Origin of the sequence: Sphingopyxis sp. 22461 (genome assembly GCF_052044915.1) — a bacterium.
In the GTDB taxonomy this organism is placed as follows: domain Bacteria; phylum Pseudomonadota; class Alphaproteobacteria; order Sphingomonadales; family Sphingomonadaceae; genus Sphingopyxis.
Window position 1 is genome coordinate 16215 of the sequence record NZ_JBQENY010000014.1, and the last position, 20857, is coordinate 37071.

A 20857-nucleotide genomic window follows, 5' to 3' on the forward strand; every position below is an offset into this window, starting at 1 on the left:
GTTTTTGACGGTAGCGATGCTGGCCTCGGCGGCCCATCCCGCGCTGGCGCGCGACCTGCTGGTTGCCGATCAGGCGCAATATAAGGCAGCGGTGAAAAAGGCGCAGCCGGGCGACACGATTATCCTCGCCGACGGCGAATGGCGCGATTTCCAGATTGTCTTCACCGGCCATGGGAGCGCCGCCAAGCCGATCACGCTGACGGCGCAGACCAAAGGCAAGGTGCTGCTCACGGGCCAATCGAACCTGCGCATCGGTGGTCGGCATCTGCTCGTCTCGGGCCTTGTCTTCAAGAACGGCGCCAGCCCGACCGCCGAAGTGATCAGCTTCCGCCGTGATTCAAAGACGCTCGCAACCGACACGCGCGTGACCGAGGTCGTGATCGACGGTTTCAGCAAGGCCGACCGCCGTGCCGAGGACATATGGGTCGCGCTCTATGGCACCGGCAACCGCGTCGACCATTCGCATTTCGAGGGCAAGACGAACAGCGGCGTGACGCTTGCAGTGATCCGCCGCGCGGGTGCTCCGCTTGATAACCGGCACCGCATCGATCACAATTATTTCGGCCCGCGCCCGCCGCTCGGCTCGAACGGCGGCGAGACGATCCGCATCGGCACCAGCGAGGAGTCGCTCTCGGCATCGAACAGCATCATCGAGCGCAACATCTTCGACCGCACCAGCGGCGAGGTCGAGATCGTCTCGATCAAGTCGGGCGGCAATATCATCCGCGAAAATCTGGTGCTCGAGGCGCAGGGCGCCATCGTGCTGCGCCACGGCAACGGCAACCTCGTCGAGCGTAACATCTTCCTCGGCAAGGGTGTAGCCGACACCGGCGGTGTTCGCGTGATCAACCGCGACCAGATCGTGCGCGACAATTATTTCGAAGGGCTTGCGGGCACCTCGTTCAAGAGCGCGATCAGCGTGATGAACGGCGTGCCCAATTCGGTGATTAATCGCTATCATCAGGTCGCGAACGCACGGATCGAGGGCAACAGCATCATCGACAGCGCGCGCATCACCTTGGCCGCGGGTGCCGACGCCGAACGCTCGGCGGCACCGACGGACAGCAAGTTCGAACGCAATCTGATCGTCGGTGCAAAGGGGCAGGATCCGTTCCGTGCCGAGGGCGAAATCGGCGGGATCGCGCTCGCGGGCAATGTCGAGGCAAAGGTCGCGAAACCGCTGCTAGCGGCCGGCGTCGAACAGCGCGACGTGACCCTCAAACGTGCGGCTAATGGTTTGCTTTACCCGACCGATCCGGCGCTTGCCGCGGTCGGTGCGCCGCGTGATCTGAAGCCGGTAACGCGGGCTGAGGTTGGCGCCAGTTGGTATCGTGGCGATGCGCCCGAAGCGGCATTCGGCAGCGGCAGCAAGCGGCCCCTGATTGCAGGCGCGTCACTCGCGCAGGCGGTCGCCGATGCGAAGGCGGGCGATACGCTGACGCTCACGACCGGCACCTATGACGTCGCCGCGCCGCTAACGGTGCGGCACCGGCTGATCATCGCGGGCGCGAAGGACGCGAAGCCCGTGCTGCGCGTCGCGTCGAGCCTTGCGCGGATCGAAGGCGGCGGAGGATTGCGGCTCGAAAATCTGGCGATCGACGCGAGCGGTGCTTCCAGCGAGGGCGCGCTGATCGCGGTCGCGCCAGGAGTTGCGCCCAACTATTCGGTCGCGTTCGACCGCGTCTCGGTGCGCGGACCCGGCAAGGGCCGTCTCGACGGCATCGCCATGGCGCCGGGCACTTTCGCCGATGATGTGACGATCCAAAACAGCGACTTTGCGGAGATGGGCGTCGTAGTCGCCGCGACCAGCGAACAGGAACCCAAGGGCTGGTATCCGATGGAGCGGCTGACGATCACCGGGAGCCGCTTTGCGCGCGTCGCGATGGTCGCCGACCTGCTGCGTAAGGGCACCGATGAAAGCACTTTCGGCCCCTGGTTCGCGATGACCGGGTCGAGTGTCGCGGGCAGTGGTGCGGGTGGCGCGTCGCTGCGCATCTCGGGCGCCCAGCACGCCGACATCGTACAGAATAATTTCGCCAAATCGGAAGGCATAGTCGTCATCCATTCGGTCGGCGCGCCCGAAACGCGGATCGCGTCGAACGCCTTCGCCGCGACGCCCGCGCCGCGCATCGAGGAACTCGCGTGGAATGGTCCGCCGCGCGGGCTGATCTCCGGAAATATCGTGGAGGCGCGCCCGTGACCCGCACTCTCGCGCTTCTGCTCGCCGCCGCCGCGTTTCCGGCGGTTCCCGTTTCGGCGCAGACGCCGCCGGTGGCTTCGGCGCAGTCGTTTGCGCCGCTGTTCGCCGCCGAGATCGAGCGCGCCAAGGCAGGCGTCGAGGCATCGATCAAGGCAGGCATCAACGTGCCGGTGCCGAAGGACCCCGGCGGCGGCTTCACCCATGAGCAGCATAAGCGCAATTATCGCACGATCTTCGAGGGCGGCCAACTCTTCCGCCTGACCGGCGACGTTCGCTATCGCGACCATGTCCGCGACTTGCTGCTCGCCTATGCCGATCTCTATCCGGGGCTCGGGCCGCATCCCGCGGCATCGAACCAGGTGCCGGGCCGCCTCTTCTGGCAGAGCCTCAACGACAGCGTCTTCCTCGTCAACGCGGTGCAGGGCTATGCCGAGATCCGTGATGCGCTGTCCGCCGCCGATCGCAAACGAATCGACGATCAGGTGATCCGCCCGATGGCGCATTTCCTGTCCGACGGCTCACCCGAGGTGATCAACCGCATCCACAATCACGCGACCTGGGCTGCGGCGGGCGTCGGCCTGTCGGGCTATCTGCTCGGCGACCGCGACCTCGTCGACAAAGCGCTGCTCGGGCTCGACAAGAGCGGCAAGGCGGGCTTCCTGCGGCAGCTCGACCTGCTCTTCTCGCCCGACGGCTATTATGCCGAAGGGCCCTATTATCAGCGCTATGCGCTCCAGCCCTTCGTGGTTTTCGCGGCGGCGATCGCGGCGAACGATTCGGGCCGCAAGATTTTCGAGTATCGGGGCGGCATCGTGCTGAAAGCGATCCGTACCGCGATCGACGTCACCCACGACGGCTATTTCCTGCCGATCAACGACGCGATGCCCGACAAGAGCCTGCGCACCGAGGAACTCTATCACGCCGTCGCCATCGCCTATGGCGCGACGAAGGATCCGACCTTCCTGTCGATCGCCGATTGGCAGGGGCGCACGGTGCTGACGCCCGCCGGACAGGCGATGGCGACCGATCTCGCCGCGGGCAAGGCCAAGCCCTGGCTGTTCGGCTCGCGGCTCTTGTCCGACGGCCCCGACGGCAAGGGCGGCGCGCTCGTCCTGCTGCGCACCAAGCCCGATCCGACCGGTCCGCTGCTCGTCGCCAAGAACACCGTACAGGGCATGGGGCACGGCCATTTTGACCGCCTCGGCTGGCTCTATTATGACGAAACCGGCGCGGTCGTGACCGATTATGGCGCCGCGCGCTTCCTCAATGTCGAGGCGAAGCGGGGCGGGCGCTATCTCCCCGAAAACGACAGCTGGGCGAGTGCGACGATCGCGCACAACACGCTTGTCGTCGACGAGCAAAGCCACTTCGCAGGCGACTGGAAGGCCGGCGAAAAATCGGGGACGCGCCAGCTCGCAGCGTCGCTCGCAGGACCGACGCGCTACGCGATCGGCGAAATCGACAGCGCGTACAAGGACGTCAAAATCCGCCGCGCGCTATTGCTGGTCGAGGTCCAAGGCCTCGCCAATCCCCTTACGCTCGATATCCTCCACGGGACTGGCAGCGGCAGGCATCGCTATGACCTGCCGCTGCATTTTTCGGGGCAGATCATCGACAGCGATATCGCGTTCGACCGCAAGCTCGCCGAGCGGCCGGTGCTCGGCAAGGCGAATGGCTACGAGCATCTGTGGGTCGACGGCGAGGGCACGAAAGCCGGCAAGGCGCGGCTGACATGGATGCAGGGCAGCCGCTTCTACTCATATCATATGCTCCCGCCCGCGGGTGCGCGCTTCATCGTCGCCGAAAGCGGCGCGAACGATCCCGAATTCAACCTGCGGCGCGAACCCGCGCTGATCCAGCGCATCGACGGCTCGGCGGACGCGACTTTCGTCAGCCTGCTCGAACCGCACGGCGCCTATGACGCGTCGGCGGAAACCGTCGTCGCGAGCAGCGCGCGCGTGTCGGGACTCGAGCATCGCAGGGAAAAGGGCGTCGATCTTGTTCTGATCACGCTCGTCGACGGCCGCCGCATCGCCATCGCCGTCGCCGACGATGTCACCGCCGGCGCCAAACACAGCGTCGCCGTCGACGGCCGCACCCTCGCATGGACCGGCCCCGTCGGTCGCCTCGACCTCGCCAAAACCGGAACGAAGAAATGAGCAATATCAAGGGCCGCTTCCGCTGGTGCGTCATCGCGCTGATCGCGCTCGCGACGGTGATCAATTATATCGACCGCAACGCGCTTGCGGTGATGTGGCCCGAAGTGTCGAAGGAAATCGGCGCCACCAAGGAAGATTATGCGCTGCTGGTGACGATCTTCATGATCTTCTACGCCTTTGGCCAGTCGATCTTCGGGCGCATCTTCGACGCCATCGGCACGCGGATGGGCTTCACCATCTCGATCGTCGTCTGGTCGCTGTCGATCGCGGCCCACGCACTGGTACGTTCGATGCCCTTGCTCCTCGTCCTGCGCGCGACGCTCGGGATCAGCGAGGCGGGCAACTGGCCCGGCGCGGCGAAGGCGAACGCCTTGTGGTTCCCGTCGCGCGAACGCGCGCTGGCGCAGGGCATTTTTAACGCGGGTGCCTCGCTCGGCGGCATCATCTCGGCGCCGCTGATCGCGCTGCTCTTCGTCCAATTTGGCTGGCACGGCACCTTCCTGTTGATCGGTGTGCTTGGCTTTATTTGGCTCGTGCCCTGGCTCTGGTTCTACAAGGCCGATCCCGAAAAGCATCCGGGGCTGAGCGAGGAAGAGCGCGACTATATCCTGACCGGCCGCACCGAGGCGGGCCGCGACGACAGTCGCCGCGTGCCGCTCGGCGAACTGCTGCGCTACCGCCAGAGCTGGGGCGTCATCCTCTCGCGCTTCTTTCTCGATCCGGTGTGGTGGCTCTTCGTGTCCTGGCTGCCGATCTATCTCGCCGAAACCTTCGGCTTCGACGTCAAGCAGATCGGCCTCTTCGCTTGGGTGCCCTTCGTCGGCGCGATGTTCGGCAGCCTGTTCGGCGGCTGGCTTTCGGGACGCATCATCACCGCTGGCGGCGGGGTGCACAAGGCGCGCACGCTGACCATCGCCATCGGCTGTGCGATCATGCTCCCGGCGCTGCTGTTCACCATCGGGGCCAGCGAGCCGCTGTCCGCGGTGCTGCTGATCGCGTGCATCCTCTTCGGGTTCCAGATGGCAATCGGCAATATCCAGACGCTGCCGAGCGACTATTTCGGCGGCGGTGCGGTCGGCAGCCTTGCGGGGATCAGCGGCACTGCCGCGGTCGCCGGCACGCTGATCACCACCTGGCTCGTCCCCGTGCTCACCAAGACGAGTTACGCGCCGATTTTCGCGCTCAGCGCGGCGATCGTGCCCGTCTCCTTCCTCTGTTTCTGGCTGATCGGCGGACGCGTCGAACCGGTCGTCACCCAACCCACCAACACCCAAGAATAAGGAATAGCATCACATGAACCTCCAGGGGAAAACCGCGCTCGTCACCGGCGGCGGACGCGACATCGGCCGATCGGTCTCGATCGCCCTCGCGCGCGCCGGCGTCCGCGTCGCGATCAATTACAACAGCGGCCGCGAAGCCGCCGAGGAAACGCTGAAGACGATCAAGGACGCGGGCGGCGACGCCTTCTTGATCCAGGCCGACGTCACCGACAGCAATGCCGTGAAGGCGATGCTCGACGAGGTCGGTGTCGCATTCAGTGGCCGGCTCGACATCCTCGTCAACCTTGCGGGCGGGATGATCGCGCGCAAGACGCTGAGCGAGATGGACGAGGCTTTCTTCGACCAGGTCATGACGCTCAACCTGAAATCGGTCTTCCTCGTCTTGCAGGCGGCGCAGCCCTTCCTCGGCGAAGGGTCGGCGGTGGTGAACGTGTCGTCGCTCGCCGGCCGCGACGGCGGCGGTCCGGGCGCGTCGGTCTATGCGACCGCGAAGGGCGCGCTGATGACCTACACGCGCTCGATGGCGAAGGAACTCGGGCCGCAGGGCATTCGCGTCAACGCCGTCTGCCCCGGCTTGATCGGGACGAGCTTCCACGACATTTTCTCGAAACCCGAAGGCCGCGCCGCGACCGCCGGCAACACGCCGCTCCGCCGCGAAGGCCATCCCGACGAGGTCGCCGACACGATCGTCTATCTGGCGTCGCCGGCGGCGAGCTTCCTCGCGGGCGTCTGCCTCGACATCAACGGCGGGCTGGGCTTCTCCTGATGCGCCGGCTCGTAGCGACGGCCATCGTTGCCCTGCTTGCGAGCGGGGCGCAGGCCCAGACCCGCGAACGGACCGACGCGCCGCCGCTCGAGCCGTACAAGATCATCCTGGTCGGCGATTCGACGATGGCGCCGCACAGCGGATGGGGCGGGGCGTTCTGCGCGCGCCACGTCAAATCGTCGGTGGCCTGTGTCAACGCCGGCCGCGGTGGGCGCAGCACGCGCAGCTACCGGCAGGAAGGCGGCTGGGATATCGCGCTCGCCGAGGCGAAGGTGCCGGGGTATCGCGGCACCTGGGTGCTGATCCAGTTCGCGCATAACGACCAGTCGAGCAAATCCGAACGCTGGACCGACGAGGCGACCGAATTCCCCGCCAACCTCCGCCGCTTCGTCGAAGAGGTGAGGGCGGCGGGGGCGACTCCGGTGCTCGTGACGCCGCTGACGCGCCGCGAGTTCAAGGACGGCAAGCTCAGGAACACGCTCGCGAGCTGGTCCGGTCAGGTGCGCTCTGTTGCGAAGGCGATGGACGTGCCGCTCGTCGATCTCAATGCGCTGAGCGCCGCGCAGGCGCAGGAGATGGGTGCGGAGATGGCGACGAAGCTCGCGCAAGAACCGCCGACGGCCGAGGAACTTGCCGCGGCGAAAGCGGGCACCACGCTGACCGCGCGGCCCGCACCGCCCGAACCGGCGCCGATTACCGGCGACGGCGCGCGCGGACAGGTGACGCGCAAGTTCGACTACACGCACCTCGGCGACATCGGCGCCGAGGTCACCGCCAAGCTGGTTACGCAGGCGCTCGCGCGCGCCGTGCCCGGGCTGCGGAGCCAGCTCGTTCGCTGACAACGATGTGTATGGCAATTTGGACTAACCAATTTGCCATACACAGTGGTTGACAAGATGGCCGACATGTTCGACAGCGTCGGGCAGAACAGAATCGATATTTGGGAGAGACGACGTGAATTCTCGTAATCAGATCCGTGCGCGCGTGCTGCGCGCCGCGTTGCTGGCCGGCGCCGGCTCGACGCTGCTGATCGCCGCCATGCCGACGATGGCCCAGGATGCGCCCGCCCCGCAGGCTGAAGCGGAAGAAGACGCGATCGTCGTCACGGGTATCCGCGAGACGATCCGGAGTTCGATCAACACCAAGCGCCAGGAAACCGCGATCGTCGATGCGCTGTCCTCCGACGACATCGGCGACATCCCGGCGATCTCGGTCGGCCAGGCGATCCAGACGATTACCGGTGCGACGACGCACCGCGAAAAGGGTGACGCGTCCGAAATCGCGCTGCGCGGCCTTGGCCCCTTTCTGTCGAACGCGACCTTCAACGGCCGCGACGCATCGAACGGCAGCGGCGACCGCTCGGTGAACTTCAACCAGTTCCCCTCCGAGCTCGTCAACAATATCAAGATCTATAAGACGCAGCAGGCAAGCCTTGTCGAAGGCGGGGTCGCGGGCACGATCGAGATCGGTACGCTGCGCCCGCTCGATTTCGGCAAGCGCCGCCTGCAGGGCGAGGTAAAGGCGCAGTTCAACCCCTATGGCGACCGCATCACGGGAGGATCGGGCGGGATCGGCTGGCGCGGGACGCTGAGCTATGTCGACCAGTTCGCGAACGACACGATCGGCATCGCGATCGGCGTCCAGCGCAACGATACGAACAACCCCGAGGAAACCTACGCCGCCTCGACCACCTGGACCGCGTGCCAGGCCTCGCCGGTCGTCGCGAACAACAATTGCAACGAATATGAGCGCGGCGAATATCGTCAGAACCTGCCCTTCTACCTCGTTCCCAACGCCTATACCTTCCGCCAGATCAGCGAGAGCGACAAGCGCGACGCGGTGTTCGGCGCGATCCAGTTCCGCCCGACCGACACGCTCGACATCAATCTCGACGTCCAATATTCGGACCGGACCTTTGTTGAGAGCCGCCGCGACCTCAACCTGTCCGAAGGTCGCGTCGGCCTGACCAACGTCGTCTATGACGAAAATGGTATCATCCAGAGCCTGAACGGCTTGTCCGCCATCGAATCGAACGGCTCCGAACTGTCGCGGTCGGAGGAATATCTGGGCGGCGGCCTGTCGGTCGACTGGGAAGCGAGCGACCGGCTGACGATCAAGCTCGACGGCAGCTATTCGCGCACGATCCGCCAGGAAATCGAACGCAACGTCCGCCTGCGCACAGCGGCGACCGACGTCAATGGCGTGCGCACCGTGTTCAACAACCGGCGCATCCCCTATAAATATGAGATTGCGCCGGGCAGCTTCGTCCCGACGATCACGATCGATCCGCGCTTCGACCTCAACAATCACGACCTCTTCTGGGAGGACGCCCGCTTCCGCCGCGACGAGGCCAAGCGCCACAACGAGATTTTCGCCGGCCGTTTCGACGCGACCTATGAACTCGACGGCTTCCTGAAGACGATCTCGGCCGGCGGCCGCTGGTCACAGCTCACCTATCGCGACTACGACCTGCGCAACGAAGATCCCAGCCTGGTCACTCCGACCGCGACCGACAAACGGATCAACAATATCTGCCGCCAGGCCTTCCCCCAGACCGACTTCCTCTCGGCGGCGAAGGGCAACAGCATCAACAGCTGGGCGACCTTCGACGTCGACTGCCTGTTCCGCGAATATCTGGGCACCGAGGACCCCGGCTTGCCCGACGAGATGCGGTCGGTCGCGAGCCGCGACGTCAAGGAAAGCACGCTCGCGGGCTATGTGATGGCCGATTATGAAGGCGACCTCGGCAGCATGCCGGTACGCGGCAACATCGGTGTGCGCGTCGTCAACACCCGCGTCACCTCGAAGGGGCTGCGCAGCGACCTCATCCTCGTCCCCGATCCCAGCGGCGATGGTTCCTTCGGGCTCGACGAGACCGGCAACTTCGTGACCGAGACGATCAAGAGCAGCAACACGCGCGTCCTGCCGAGCGTCAACGCGATCTTCGAGGTCGCGCCGGACACGCTCGTTCGTCTCGCGGGCTATCGCGCCATGTCGCGTCCCAACCCGAGCGCGCTCGGCGCCGGCCGCACGATCACGCTCGAGGGCGGTGAGGAGTTCACGTCGATCGAGGATGCGATCGACAATATCCGCGCCAACGGCAGCCCGCGCCTGAAGCCGCTGATGTCGTGGAACGGCGATTTGTCGGTCGAATGGTATCCGAACAAGGACAGCCTCCTCTCGGCAACCGTCTACTACAAGCAGTTCAATGGCGGCTTCCAGCCGGTCGTGTTCAACGAGGATTTCACGATCAACGGCGAGACGGTGTCGATCCCGGTGGCGCAGACCCGCAACAGCCCAGACAAGTCGCGCATCTATGGCCTCGAACTGACCGCGGCGACGCGCTTCAGCTTCCTGCCCAAGCCGCTCGACGGCCTCGGCGCGAAGGTCAGCTATAATTATGCCGATTCCAATTTCGAAACGCATGATATTCGCCTTGGTGACCAATATGATCCGGAAACCGAAGACGTCAGCGAAGGGATTATCCCGCCGGCCGGCCTGTCGGGCTATTCGAAGCATGTGCTGTCCGCGCAGGCCTATTACGACATCGGCCCGGTATCGCTGCAGGCGATCTACAATTATCGCTCGAGCTATTTCCAGGACTTCGTGGGTGGCAACAGCCAGCTCCGCTACGTCGGGCCGAGCGAGACGGTCGACTTCCGCGCGTCGATGAACCTGATGCCCGGCGTGTCGCTGCGCTTCGAGGCGCTCAACCTCTTCAACGAGCCGAAGGCGACCTACATGCCGGTCTATGGCAGCAGCCGCCAGTATCACTATTATGGCGCGAAATATTTCGTCGGCATCCGGGCGCGAATTTGAAACTAAGTTCGGTCATGGGCTTCAAACTTGTCCTACCGGATTGTATGGACTTCCTGACGCTTGTGCGGGGAGAAGATTGACCATGGCCGAACGCCGCCTTTTCGAAGATGTCGCCGACACGATTCGGCGCCTGATTCTCGACGGAACCTTTCCGCCGGGAACGCGGCTGCCCGGCGAGCGCGAGCTTTCCGAGCGCTTCGAGGTGAGCAGGGTGACGATCCGCGAGGCCGAGATCGCGCTGCAGGCGACGGGGTGGATTCACATTCGCACCGGTGCGGGCGCTTATGTCGAGGCGATCCTGCCCGGCGACAACGCGATCCTGCCCAAGGTCAGCGCCTTCGAGCTGACCGAGGCGCGCTCGCTGTTCGAGGCCGAAGCCGCGGCGCTTGCGGCGCCGACGATATCGGCCGAAACGCTAGCGAAACTCGACGAATTGCTCGACGCGATGGCCGACGACAGCAAGAGCGAAGAAGAGATCAGCGCGATCGACCGTGAGTTTCACATGACGATCGCCGCGGCGTCGAGCAATAAGGCAATCATCCATGTGATCGAGAGCCTGTGGCGCATGCGGATGGAATTGCCCGAGGTGCGCAGCAGCCATTCCCTGGTGTGCCGCAAGGATGGCAGCGCGCGCCAGGCCGAGCATGCCGATGTCGTCGCGGCGCTGCGCAATCGCGATGCGACCGGCGCCCGGCTCGCGATGCGGCGTCACTTCAACCGCCTGATCGAATCGATGCTCGACGAGACCGAGGAACGCGCGATCGTCGAGCTGCGCCGCCAATCCGCCGAAAGCCGCGAACGCTACCTGCTGAGCGCAAAACTGGCCTGATGCCGGAGCATTCGCCTTCACCGGCCGCGTCGGATCCGGTTGCGGCGCTGCTCGGCGCACGCCTGTCGGGACGGGCGCTGCCCGCCTTTCCTGCGCCGGTGCCGGCCACGCTCGCCGAAGCCTATGCGGTGCAACAGCGCCTGATCGCCGCGCTGGGCGAGCCGGTGCTCGGCTGGAAGGTCGGGCGCATTCCGGTGGCATTGATCGAGACCTTGGGCGCCGAGCGTGTCGCCGGGCCAGTGCTGCGGATCGCCGAACTCGACGGGGACGTTCCGGGCGCGGCGGCGATTTTCGCCGGCGGCGCCGGTGCGATCGAGGCCGAGGTGATGCTGCACCTTCGCGCGGTGCCCGACCGGCTGACCGGCGGCGACGATGGTGCCACATGGGTCGATGAGATCCGCGCCGGGTTCGAAGTCGCAAGCTCGCCCGCACCCGACGTCCACGACCATGCCCCCTATGGCATCATCGCCGATATCGGAATCAACAATGGCCTGTTGCTGGGGCCGAGGCTCGACATCGACGATTTCGCGACGCTGGCGGTCGAGACGCAAATCGACGGCGTGACGGTCGGAACCGGGCGCGCGATCGACGTGCTCGACGGTCCGTGGGGATCGCTCAATTTCCTGGTCGACCTCCATCGGCGCGGCGTCATCGCATTGAAGCCCGGCCAATGGGTTTCGGCCGGTGCGATCACCGGGGTTCATCCGATCGGCATTGGCGGGGCGGCGACGGCCCGTTTCGGCTCGACCGTCCATATTGCCTGTACCGCCATTGCGGAAACCGGATTCAAACCATGATCGCCCCCCAAGGACCCATCGCCTGCTTCGGCGAAATCGTCATGCGCGTCTCCGTTCCGCACGGCGAATTGCCGCTGCAATCGGCGCGGTTCGACGCGCATGTCGGCGGCGCCGAGGCGAACGTCGCCGTCGCGCTCGCCGCGCTTGGCCATGACACCGCGATGATCAGCGCCGTCCCCGAAGGTTCGATCGGCGACGGCGTACTTGGGGAACTGCGCCGCCACGGCGTCGATGTTGCGCCCGTGCTCCGCCCCGCTGGCCGCATGGGTCTCTATTATTACCTCCCCGGCGGTCCGATGCGGCCGGCAGAGGTCGTCTATGACCGCGCCGGCTCGGCCTTTGCCGAGACCAGAGCGGGCGACTGGAACTGGGATCATTCGTTCGACGGCGTCGGCTGGCTGCACGTGTCGGGGGTTACGCCCGCGCTCGGGCCGAACAGCGCGGAAGCCGTGCTCGACGCCGTTACGCGTGCGCGCGCGGCCGGGATCGGCGTGTCGTTCGACGGCAATTGGCGCGGACGCCTTTGGGATCGCTGGCAGCCCAATCCCGCGGCGGTATTGAAGCCGATCGTTGCGCAGGCGACGCTGCTGTTCGGCAATCATCGCGACGCGGCATTGCTCCTCGGCCGCGAATTTTCGGGTGAAGCCGAAGACCGGCGACGCGAGGCGGCGCTTGCACTGCTCGATCACTTTCCGTCGCTCGAATATGTTGCATCGACTGCGCGCGAGATCGTCGGCCCGGATATGCACCGGATCACGGCGCGTATCGATACACGCGACGAAGGGGGCGCAAGCGATCCCACCGTCGTCGCGCCGGTAATCGACCGGGTCGGAACCGGCGATGCGTTCGCGGCCGGCGTTCTCGACGGATTGTGGCAGGGGAGGGCGCTGGCCGATGCAGCGAAGCGCGGCTTCGGACTATCGGTGCTCAAACATGGCATCCACGGCGATTTTGCGCCATTTTCGCGCGCAATGCTCGATCGCGTTTCCGATGTAGCGCAGGACATTGCGCGCTAGAGCCCGCCGGGTGGAATCCGGCTGAATGGCCAATGTCCATTTATCGCTCGGCAAACGGCGGCAGTCCGCTTTCGTCATCGCCATCAAAGTTTCGAGATAAAGGGAGCACCAACCCCCGCTAAGTTTATGGTTTCAGCCAATATGCTGAAAACAAGCCATAAACTGTTTATGATGGTGCGGCCGCGTGGGGTCTCCAAGCGGCTGGACTGTCAGACCGGGAATGCCAGTTGCTGGCGAGCGCTACCCTCAGCCATCAGTAATAGGATGAATTTTGTCACCGGCAGCTTCAGGGCTGGACAGGCTTCGCCAATTCTATGATACGATATTATATATCATGATTCGGGTTGTCGGGCAGACCATGTGTCCGGTGCTCAAGGCAGTTCCTAGAGGGGGTTTAATGTTTCGGACTATTCTTGCCGGCGGTGCCGCGGTTGCGGCTCCGACGGCGGCCGTTGCGCAGGTTGAGGCAGTCGACGAGATCGTCGTGCTCGGAACGCGCGAGCAGGGGTATCGGGCCACGGTCGCACCGCAGACCAACAAGTCGGACACACCGATCAAGGAAACACCCTATTCTGTGCAGGTCGTGACGCGCGAACTCATTCGCGACCGCGGCATTACGACGATCGGCGAGGCACTGCGCTATGTACCGGGCTTCAGCCCGCAGGTCGGCTTCGGCGCGACCAACGACCGTTTCTATATTCGCGGCTTCATCACCCCCTATAATCTGAAGAACGGCCTTCGCCGTTCGGCCTATGCGCCCGACGAGCAGTTGCAGAATGTCGAGCAGGTCGAGGTGCTGAAGGGATCCGCCTCGGCGCTTTATGGCCGCTTCGAACCCGGCGGTGTCGTCAATTTCGTGACGAAGAAGCCGCTCGATGAACCCTTCGCCGAGATGAGCGCGCTCTACGGCTCGTTCGATCAACTGCGGCTGACGGGCGATTTCTCGGTGCCGATTTCCGGGACTGTCGGCCTCCGCGTCAATGTTTCGCACGACGATCGCGATGGCTTTCGAGATTTCACTTTTTCGCGCGACATCTTCATCGCACCCGTAGTGCAGTGGAAGCCTTCGGACGCGACGAGCGTGACGCTCGAAGGCGAATATGCCCGCAAGCGTGGCTATTTCGACCGAGGTTTCGCCAACGACCCGCTGTTCCTCGAGGCTCCGCGCAAACGCCAGTTCGGCGAGGCCGACGCGCGCTACACGAACAGGGGCGGCGTCGCGAGCCTGTTCGTCGATCATCGTTTCTCGGATGCTCTCTCGGGGCGCGTTGCCTTCGGCTATTCGGACTTCACCAAGGACAGCTATTATTATGCTTTCGGCTTTCCGCCAGTCAGCCGCGCCGATCCTGCCGGTCCCAAGGTCAATCGCCGCACCAGCCAGGCATACGATCGCCAGACCGATCTGACCGCACAGGCCGAGCTCTATGCGCGCTTCACGAACGGCGCGGTCGAGCACAAGGCGCTTGTCGGCGTGGAATATGGCTATGATCACTGGCGGTTCGACGTCCGCAACCCGCCCTTCGGCGTGAATATCCCGATCGACTTCGACAATCCGGTCTATGGGCAGCGCGCCGACCCGACGGTCCTTGTCTCCGATGGCGCATGGAACAGCGACTCCACCGCCGTCTATGCGCAGGACGAGATGAAACTCGGCAACTGGCGCCTCCTCGTCGGCGGTCGCTATGACTGGAACGAGCTCCGGAATCGCGATTATCTGGCCAGCACAGGGGAAGAGGCAACGAAGCGCGGGGCCTTTTCGCCGCGTGCCGGTCTCACCTGGACGCCGGCGCGGGCACTCTCGCTTTACGGAAGCTGGGCGCGCTCGTTCCGCGCGCAGGTCGACGTCGGCCGCCTTCGCGATGGTTCGCTTCCCAAGCCGCTCATCGGCGAAAGCTGGGAGGTCGGCGCGAAGGCCGAGCTTTTCGGCGGCAGATTGACACCGACGCTCGCGCTTTTCGACATCACTCGGCGCAATGCCGCGGTATCGGACCCGGTCGACTTCGATCTCGTGATCCAGATCGGCAAGTCGCGTTCGCGCGGGATAGAGGTCGAGGTCCCGGCCGCGCTGACGCCGCAGTGGCGGCTCATCGCCAACTACACCTATCTCGATGCGAAAATCCTCGAGGACAGCTTTGCGGCGCCGGGCGCGCGCCTCGTCAATGCGCCGCGACAATCGGCAAGCCTCTGGACGACATATGATTTCGCCGGATCGCTCAAGGGCGCGAGTGCCGGCTTCGGGGTCCAGCATATCGGGAGCCGCGCGGGCAATACCGACAATTCCATCCTGCTGCCGGCCTACACGCGCGTCGATGCCAATCTCGCTTACGCGTTCGACGCCGGCTTCGGGCCGCTCCGCGCGCAGCTCAATATACTCAACCTCTTCGACAAATTCTATTACGACAGCGGCGGCGCCTTCATCCCGCTCTACCCGGGCGCGCCGCGCACGGTCACGGCGAGCCTTTCTTACCGCTTCGGGGGAAGCCGGTGAGGCTGCTGTTCGCCTTCGGGTCGCTCGCCGCGTTCGCGGCCTGCGCGCCGATCCCGATGCGCGAGCCGCCCGCGCGCAGCACGGTCACGATAGGCGCGCGCCCCGCCGCCAACCTCACCGCGGGCTGCGTCGCCGACTATCGCGAGGACACCGACTATTTTCCCGACAAGGCGGCCTTCCGCCATTCGGCGCAGCTCAAGGTCGAATATCACCGGAACTGGAAGCGCGTGACCTTCACGCCTTCGGTCGACACGCGCGAGGTGCTGCGCCTCGTCCTTGTCCAGTGCGGCACGCCGCCGCCGAAACTTGGTCCGCGCGACACGCTCGTCGAAGTTCCCGTGCGCGACTTCGCGACCGCCAATGTGTCGCTGCTTGGTGCCGCTCATCTCCTCGGTATCGACGATCGGCTAAAGGGCGTGCCGACGCGCAACGTCTCGATCCCGGCGATTGCCGGACAGATCGAGCGGGGCGAGACGATTCCCATCCATGCCGCGCAGCACGGCAATGGCGAGCAGGCGGCCGCGCTCGGCGCCGAACTCTTCTTCACTTTCTACTCCGCCTATCCCGACGCCAATATTCATCCGCTCCTGAAACGTCTCGGCGTCGTCTCGGCGCCGCAGTCGGACCATACCGAACCGACCCCGCTCGGGCGCGCCGAGTGGATCAAATATGTCGCGCTCTTCTTCAATCTGGAGGCGCGCGCCAACCAGCTCTTCGACGCGCGCGCGGCACGCTACGCCAAGCTGCGCGCGCTCGCGGCCAATGTCGACGCGCGGCCGCTCGTCCAACTCGGCTATCCCGAGAGCCGTGACGAGTGGAGCCAGGCCGGCGGACGCAACCAGCTCTACCGCATGATCGAGGATGCCGGCGGGCGCCACGCCTGGCATGACAATTCAATAGCGGGGAGCCTCACTTACGCACCGATGGAGACGCTTTTCGACCGGGCCGCGAGCGCGGACGTCTGGCTCGGCAATTTCATGCCGGGGGCGGCCGACATGGCGACGCTGCGCCGCGACCAGCCGCGGCTCGCATGGCTACGTGCGGTAAGAGATGGCCGGGTCTACTGGTTAGACGCCGGCAAGGTCGGGCCGTTCGCGAACAGCTGGTCGGACCAGGGCATGACCGAACCGCAGGATGCGCTCGCCGAGCTGATCGCCATTCTCCATCCCGAACTGCTCCAGCCGCCCGCGCGTCCGCGCTTCATCCGCAAGATCCCGGGAGGCCCGGCATGATCAAGCCCATATCCTTCACCTTCGTCATCGGTGGGGTCATCGCGGCGTTCTTCCTCGCCGAGCTGGCGCTCGGCGTCGTCGATATTCCCCTCGAGGCGATCGCAGCGAGCCTGACCGGCGGTACGATCGCGCAGGAGGGCTGGGGCCATATCGTCCGCGAATACCGGCTTCCGCGTGCGCTTGCCGCGCTGTTCGGCGGCGCTAGCCTCGGCGCGTGCGGCCTGATGCTTCAGACCTTGTTCCGCAACCCGCTCGCCGACCCTTTCGTGCTCGGCATTGCGCACGGCGCCCGCTTCGGGGTCGCGCTGCTCGTCGTCGCGACGGGACTGGCAGGACCCGCCTTAGCCGAAAGTTTCGGGCTCGTCGGCGACGTCGGGCTCGCAGTCGCGGCTTCGGGCGGGACGATTGTCGTCATGGGATTGCTGACGCTGCTCGCGCGGCGGGTCGACAATGTCACCCTGCTGCTGTCGGGCCTCATGCTCGGCTATATCGCGGCGGGGCTTATCAGTCTCTCGCTCCATCTCATCGACGAGACGCAGGCGTCGGCGTTCAAAGGATGGGACGATGCGAGCTTCGCAGGGGTGACCTGGGCGCAGCACATCATCCTGCTTCCAGCCTGCGCGCTCGGCCTGCTCCTTCTGATGGCACTCGCAAAACCGCTCAACATTCTGATGCTGGGCGACACCTATGCGCAGAGCCTCGGCGTGCCACTAAAGGCATTGCGCTACGCCTGCTTCGGCGTGGTCGCGCTTCTCGTCGGCACCGTCACCGCCTTTTGCGGCGCAATCAACTTTCTTGGCCTGATCGCGGGTCATGCGGCGCGCGGCCTGCTCCAGACCGAGGACCACCGCATCCTGCTCCCGGCAGCGGCGCTCGCCGGAGGCGCGCTTGCGCTTGCAACCGATCTCATCACCCACCTCCCGTGGGCGCGCCATCTTCTTCACCTCAATGCGGTGAACGGGCTGATCGGCGGCCCGATCGTTCTCTGGGTGCTGCTGCGCCGGCATGCCCGGTTCGGAGCCACGGCATGAGCGCGATCCTTTCGACCGATGAGCTCGCAATCGGCTATCCGGGCCGCCTCGTCGCCGAGCATCTCTCGCTCGCTCTTCATCCCGGTGACGTCGTTGCGCTCGTCGGTCCGAACGGGACGGGCAAGACGACACTGCTGCGTACGCTCGCGGGCCTCCTGCCGCCGCTAGCCGGATCGATCGCGCTCGAAGGCGAACCTCTCGCATCCCTGTCGGCGCGCGCGAAGGCGCAAAGGCTGGGCGTGGTTCTCACCGAACGGCCGCAGACGGGTTATCTTACAGGATTCGAGCTCGCCGCCGCGGGGCGATATCCGCACACGGGCTGGCAAGGAAGGCTCGCGCCCGCAGATATTGCGATCGTCGACGAAGCACTGGAGCTCGTGGGCGCCGCGGCGTTTCGTGATCGCCCGGTGGCGAGCCTTTCCGACGGCGAAAGGCAACGCGTCATGGTCGCACGGGCGCTCGCCCAGCAGCCACGCCTGCTGCTCCTCGACGAGGTCACCTCCTTTCTCGACGTGCCGCGGCGCGTCGCCTTCTTCGCGCTGCTCGGCGAGCTCGCGGGGCAAAGGGGCTATGCGATCGTCATCTCGACGCACGAACTCGAGCTCGCCTTGCGCTGTGCGAACCGCCTGTGGCTCTACGACGGCACGAGGCTTCTCGATGGCGCGCCGGAGGACCTGATCCTCTCGGGCGATTTCGCCCGGATCTTCGCGGCCGACGGCGTTCGCTTCGACGAGGAGGCGGGCCATTTCGAACTGCGGCGTCCGGCGAGTCGGCGCATAGCATTGGAGGGGAAGGGCGTTCGCGCCGCATGGACGCGCCGAGCGCTCGATCGCGCGGGATTCGCGATCGACCCGGCCGCTTCGATCCGCGTGTCGGTGGACGCTACGGGATGGAGGATCGGACCGGAGCGCGCCGACAGCATCGCCGCGATGCTTGGACGGCTTCATAGCTTGTAACGCCAGGCGGCGTCCTGCTGGGGATGTCTGCATCCTGCGATGGCGGGCCGAGAGCCGCCTGTCCGCTATCGGCCATTGCAAACTAAAGGGCCGCTGTGCTCACGAATGCCGACTAGAAAGTCGTTTCACTTCAAGGCCATGGTTAGCAGAAGTGTGAGGCCGGCGGGCCATTCTTCGCCGCAGCCTGTTACAAAGGGGGGTAAAAGGTGGTCCAGAACCTTTCAGGAATCACCTAAGTATTTGAACCTAAATAATAAATCAAAAATGATGGTGCGGTCGAGAAGACTCGAACTTCCACGGCCTTTCGGCCACAACGACCTCAACGTTGCGCGTCTACCAGTTCCGCCACGACCGCACATCATGATGGTCCGGACGGGTCCGGCACCAGGTAGGAGCGGGCGCCTAGCAAAGCTTTCCGGGTGATGCAAGCGAGCTTCGCCGCATTTATTTTCGCAGGTGCGAACAAGCGGCTCCTAGTGCCGCCGTTCTTGTCATCGAACCGACTCAAAAGAGTCACTCAACTGTCACGGCTCTGGCGTCAGACCGTCATCGAATCACCCTAGTGGCGGCGTCACCGGGGGCGAGTCAGCACATCTCTTCTCGTTCGCCGGTGATTTTTCATCAGGGGCGCCGTTCAACCAATCGGGGGGCGCACACCGGGAACGGAGATTTTCATGGCGGCTTTCGCACGCATTCGTTTGGTCATGCTCAGCGGCGTGGCCTGTTCCATCCTTGCGGCGTGCGGTGCCGACGGCGTCGCGTCGCCGGGTGAAGGTGTGATCGTCATTCCGACCCCGACGCCCACGCCGACGCCGACCCCCACACCGACCCCGACCCCGGGGACCGTGACCCCCGCCGCGAACTGCCCGGCCATCGCCGGCCCCGACCAGCTTACGAACCTCGGCACGATTTCGGGTCCCGGCGGCGAATGGCGCAACTGCGGCTTCCCGACGCGCTTCACCGCGACGACCGCGATTCCGAAGGCTCCCGGCGTCATCTATTCGCTTCCCGGTCGTGTCGACGTCGGCACCGATCAGGGTGCGACGAGCACCAATAATGTCGTCACGCTGACGGTCGATCCGGGCGTCACCATCTTTGGTGCAACGGGCGTTTCCTTCCTTGCCGTCAACCGCGGCAACCGCATCGACGCGGTCGGCACGCCGACGCAGCCGATCATCTTCACCGGCCGCGGCAACGTCGTCGGCTCGGCCGGCGACCAGACCTCGCAGCTGTGGGGCGGTGTCGTCCTGCTCGGCCGCGCGCCGATCACCGACTGCCTTGCACCGGGCGCGACGCCGGGCACCGCGGCTTGCGAACGCGACACCGAAGGCACGTCGAACGCGCTCTATGGCGGCGCGCAGCCGGCCGATAACTCGGGCCGCCTGTCCTATGTCCAGATTCGCTATTCGGGCTTCATCCTGTCGGCGGCAAGCGAACTTCAGGGCCTGACCCCGTCGGGCACCGGCTCGGGCACCCAGATCGACCATGTCCAGATCCACAACAGCTCGGACGACGGCATCGAGGTCTTCGGTGGCCGCGTGAACATGAAGCATCTGGTAATCACCGGCGCCGAAGACGACGGTCTCGACACCGACGTCGGCTATAAGGGCAACATCCAGTATGTCATCGGCGTGCAGCGCGAAGGCGGCGCGGTCGGCGACTCGATGATGGAAATCGACTCGAACGGCAACGAAGATGCGGTTCCGCGCCAGAATGTCGCGATCTCGAACTTCACCTATATCCACCGCAACAATGCGGCGGGTAACGGCGTGTCGATCCTGGTGCGCGGCGGCGCGGACTATACCTTCGCCAACGGCCTGATCGTGGCGCCGGGCTTCCGCTGCCTCGGCCTCAACAGCGCGACGACGATCAACCCGGTCAACCCCGCTCTCGACGAAGCCGGCCCGCCGAAGTTCTTCTCGGTCTCGCTGCAGTGCAACGCCACCCCGTTCCGCGGCACGAGCGGTGTCACCGACGCGCAGGTGCAGACGATCTTCGAAGCCGGCACGAACAACCGTTCGAACTATGTGCCGTCGCTGACCAGCCTGTTCATCAACGGGGCCACCGAAACCGGCTTCACGCCGTTCGATGCGAAGACGCTGAACGCCTTCTTCGACACCACCGCCTATGTCGGCGCCGTCCGCGACGCCAACGACACCTGGTATCAGGGCTGGACCTGCAACTCGTCGACCGCGAACTTCGGCACGACGAGCCGCGCCTGCAGCGCCATTCCGACGACCTGATCGCTCGCGATCCAATTGGGGAGCGGGCACGCCTGACGGGC

The 20857-nt window shown here is 65.1% G+C and carries 14 protein-coding genes and 1 tRNA gene; 14 read left to right on the forward strand and 1 reads right to left on the reverse strand.

What is annotated here, in order from left to right; all coding sequences use genetic code 11:
- The first annotated feature begins 4 nt into the window (after nt 1–4).
- The 13 genes from ACTJI5_RS20240 to ACTJI5_RS20300 all read left to right on the forward strand — a co-directional run bounded on the left by ACTJI5_RS20240 (nt 5) and on the right by ACTJI5_RS20300 (nt 18573).
- Complete coding sequence (locus tag ACTJI5_RS20240; RefSeq protein ID WP_440861576.1) at nt 5–2200, forward strand: polysaccharide lyase 6 family protein; 2196 nt, start codon at nt 5–7, stop codon at nt 2198–2200.
- Nucleotides 2197–4359 carry a heparinase II/III domain-containing protein gene (locus tag ACTJI5_RS20245; protein ID WP_440861577.1) on the forward strand — a complete coding sequence of 721 codons (2163 nt, stop codon included), beginning with the start codon at nt 2197–2199 and terminating at the stop codon, nt 4357–4359. Before ACTJI5_RS20240 ends, ACTJI5_RS20245 begins: the two co-directional genes overlap by 4 nt.
- Nucleotides 4356–5639, forward strand: a complete 1284-nt coding sequence (locus ACTJI5_RS20250; RefSeq protein WP_440861578.1) for an MFS transporter — start codon at nt 4356–4358, stop codon at nt 5637–5639. The genes ACTJI5_RS20245 and ACTJI5_RS20250 overlap by 4 nt, the downstream gene beginning before the upstream one ends.
- Nucleotides 5640–5652: 13 nt before the next feature.
- Nucleotides 5653–6405 carry an SDR family NAD(P)-dependent oxidoreductase gene (locus ACTJI5_RS20255; protein ID WP_137890316.1) on the forward strand — a complete coding sequence of 251 codons (753 nt, stop codon included), beginning with the start codon at nt 5653–5655 and terminating at the stop codon, nt 6403–6405.
- Complete coding sequence (locus ACTJI5_RS20260; protein WP_440861579.1) at nt 6405–7244, forward strand: rhamnogalacturonan acetylesterase; 840 nt, start codon at nt 6405–6407, stop codon at nt 7242–7244. Before ACTJI5_RS20255 ends, ACTJI5_RS20260 begins: the two co-directional genes overlap by 1 nt.
- Before the next feature lie 115 nt (nt 7245–7359).
- Complete coding sequence (locus ACTJI5_RS20265) at nt 7360–10224, forward strand: TonB-dependent receptor (RefSeq protein ID WP_440861580.1); 2865 nt, start codon at nt 7360–7362, stop codon at nt 10222–10224.
- A gap of 82 nt (nt 10225–10306) precedes the next feature.
- Complete coding sequence (locus ACTJI5_RS20270) at nt 10307–11053, forward strand: FadR/GntR family transcriptional regulator (RefSeq protein WP_058536788.1); 747 nt, start codon at nt 10307–10309, stop codon at nt 11051–11053.
- Nucleotides 11053–11850, forward strand: coding sequence for a 2-keto-4-pentenoate hydratase (locus ACTJI5_RS20275; RefSeq protein WP_440861581.1), 798 nt, complete (start codon nt 11053–11055; stop codon nt 11848–11850). Before ACTJI5_RS20270 ends, ACTJI5_RS20275 begins: the two co-directional genes overlap by 1 nt.
- Nucleotides 11847–12866 (forward strand): sugar kinase, encoded by a 1020-nt coding sequence (locus tag ACTJI5_RS20280; protein WP_440861582.1) that lies wholly within the window; start codon nt 11847–11849, stop codon nt 12864–12866. The genes ACTJI5_RS20275 and ACTJI5_RS20280 overlap by 4 nt, the downstream gene beginning before the upstream one ends.
- A 397-nt stretch (nt 12867–13263) precedes the next feature.
- Nucleotides 13264–15354, forward strand: coding sequence for a TonB-dependent siderophore receptor (locus ACTJI5_RS20285; protein ID WP_440861583.1), 2091 nt, complete (start codon nt 13264–13266; stop codon nt 15352–15354).
- Complete coding sequence (locus tag ACTJI5_RS20290) at nt 15351–16586, forward strand: ABC transporter substrate-binding protein (RefSeq protein ID WP_440861584.1); 1236 nt, start codon at nt 15351–15353, stop codon at nt 16584–16586. Before ACTJI5_RS20285 ends, ACTJI5_RS20290 begins: the two co-directional genes overlap by 4 nt.
- Nucleotides 16583–17617 (forward strand): FecCD family ABC transporter permease, encoded by a 1035-nt coding sequence (locus ACTJI5_RS20295; RefSeq protein ID WP_440861585.1) that lies wholly within the window; start codon nt 16583–16585, stop codon nt 17615–17617. The genes ACTJI5_RS20290 and ACTJI5_RS20295 overlap by 4 nt, the downstream gene beginning before the upstream one ends.
- Nucleotides 17614–18573 (forward strand): ABC transporter ATP-binding protein, encoded by a 960-nt coding sequence (locus ACTJI5_RS20300; protein WP_439513015.1) that lies wholly within the window; start codon nt 17614–17616, stop codon nt 18571–18573. The genes ACTJI5_RS20295 and ACTJI5_RS20300 overlap by 4 nt, the downstream gene beginning before the upstream one ends.
- 268 nt (nt 18574–18841) lie before the next feature.
- Here the strand turns inward: ACTJI5_RS20300 and ACTJI5_RS20305 are convergent.
- A tRNA-Leu gene (locus tag ACTJI5_RS20305) sits at nt 18842–18928 on the reverse strand.
- A 319-nt stretch (nt 18929–19247) separates the two neighbouring features.
- On the opposite strand from ACTJI5_RS20305, the gene ACTJI5_RS20310 reads away from it, so the two are divergent.
- Nucleotides 19248–20816, forward strand: coding sequence for a hypothetical protein (locus tag ACTJI5_RS20310; RefSeq protein ID WP_058536782.1), 1569 nt, complete (start codon nt 19248–19250; stop codon nt 20814–20816).
- The last annotated feature ends 41 nt before the right edge of the window (nt 20817–20857 follow it).

What these genes read in the sequence shown, in the direction of transcription:
- ACTJI5_RS20295 (WP_440861585.1), top strand. Translation starts at nt 16,583, where the DNA reads ATGATCAAGCCCATATCCTTCACCTTCGTCATCGGTGGGGTCATCGCG.
- ACTJI5_RS20300 (WP_439513015.1), top strand. Translation starts at nt 17,614, where the DNA reads ATGAGCGCGATCCTTTCGACCGATGAGCTCGCAATCGGCTATCCGGGC.
- ACTJI5_RS20310 (WP_058536782.1), top strand. Translation starts at nt 19,248, where the DNA reads ATGGCGGCTTTCGCACGCATTCGTTTGGTCATGCTCAGCGGCGTGGCC.
- ACTJI5_RS20255 (WP_137890316.1), top strand. Translation starts at nt 5,653, where the DNA reads ATGAACCTCCAGGGGAAAACCGCGCTCGTCACCGGCGGCGGACGCGAC.
- ACTJI5_RS20280 (WP_440861582.1), top strand. Translation starts at nt 11,847, where the DNA reads ATGATCGCCCCCCAAGGACCCATCGCCTGCTTCGGCGAAATCGTCATG.
- ACTJI5_RS20285 (WP_440861583.1), top strand. Translation starts at nt 13,264, where the DNA reads ATGTTTCGGACTATTCTTGCCGGCGGTGCCGCGGTTGCGGCTCCGACG.
- ACTJI5_RS20270 (WP_058536788.1), top strand. Translation starts at nt 10,307, where the DNA reads ATGGCCGAACGCCGCCTTTTCGAAGATGTCGCCGACACGATTCGGCGC.
- ACTJI5_RS20275 (WP_440861581.1), top strand. Translation starts at nt 11,053, where the DNA reads ATGCCGGAGCATTCGCCTTCACCGGCCGCGTCGGATCCGGTTGCGGCG.
- ACTJI5_RS20250 (WP_440861578.1), top strand. Translation starts at nt 4,356, where the DNA reads ATGAGCAATATCAAGGGCCGCTTCCGCTGGTGCGTCATCGCGCTGATC.
- ACTJI5_RS20260 (WP_440861579.1), top strand. Translation starts at nt 6,405, where the DNA reads ATGCGCCGGCTCGTAGCGACGGCCATCGTTGCCCTGCTTGCGAGCGGG.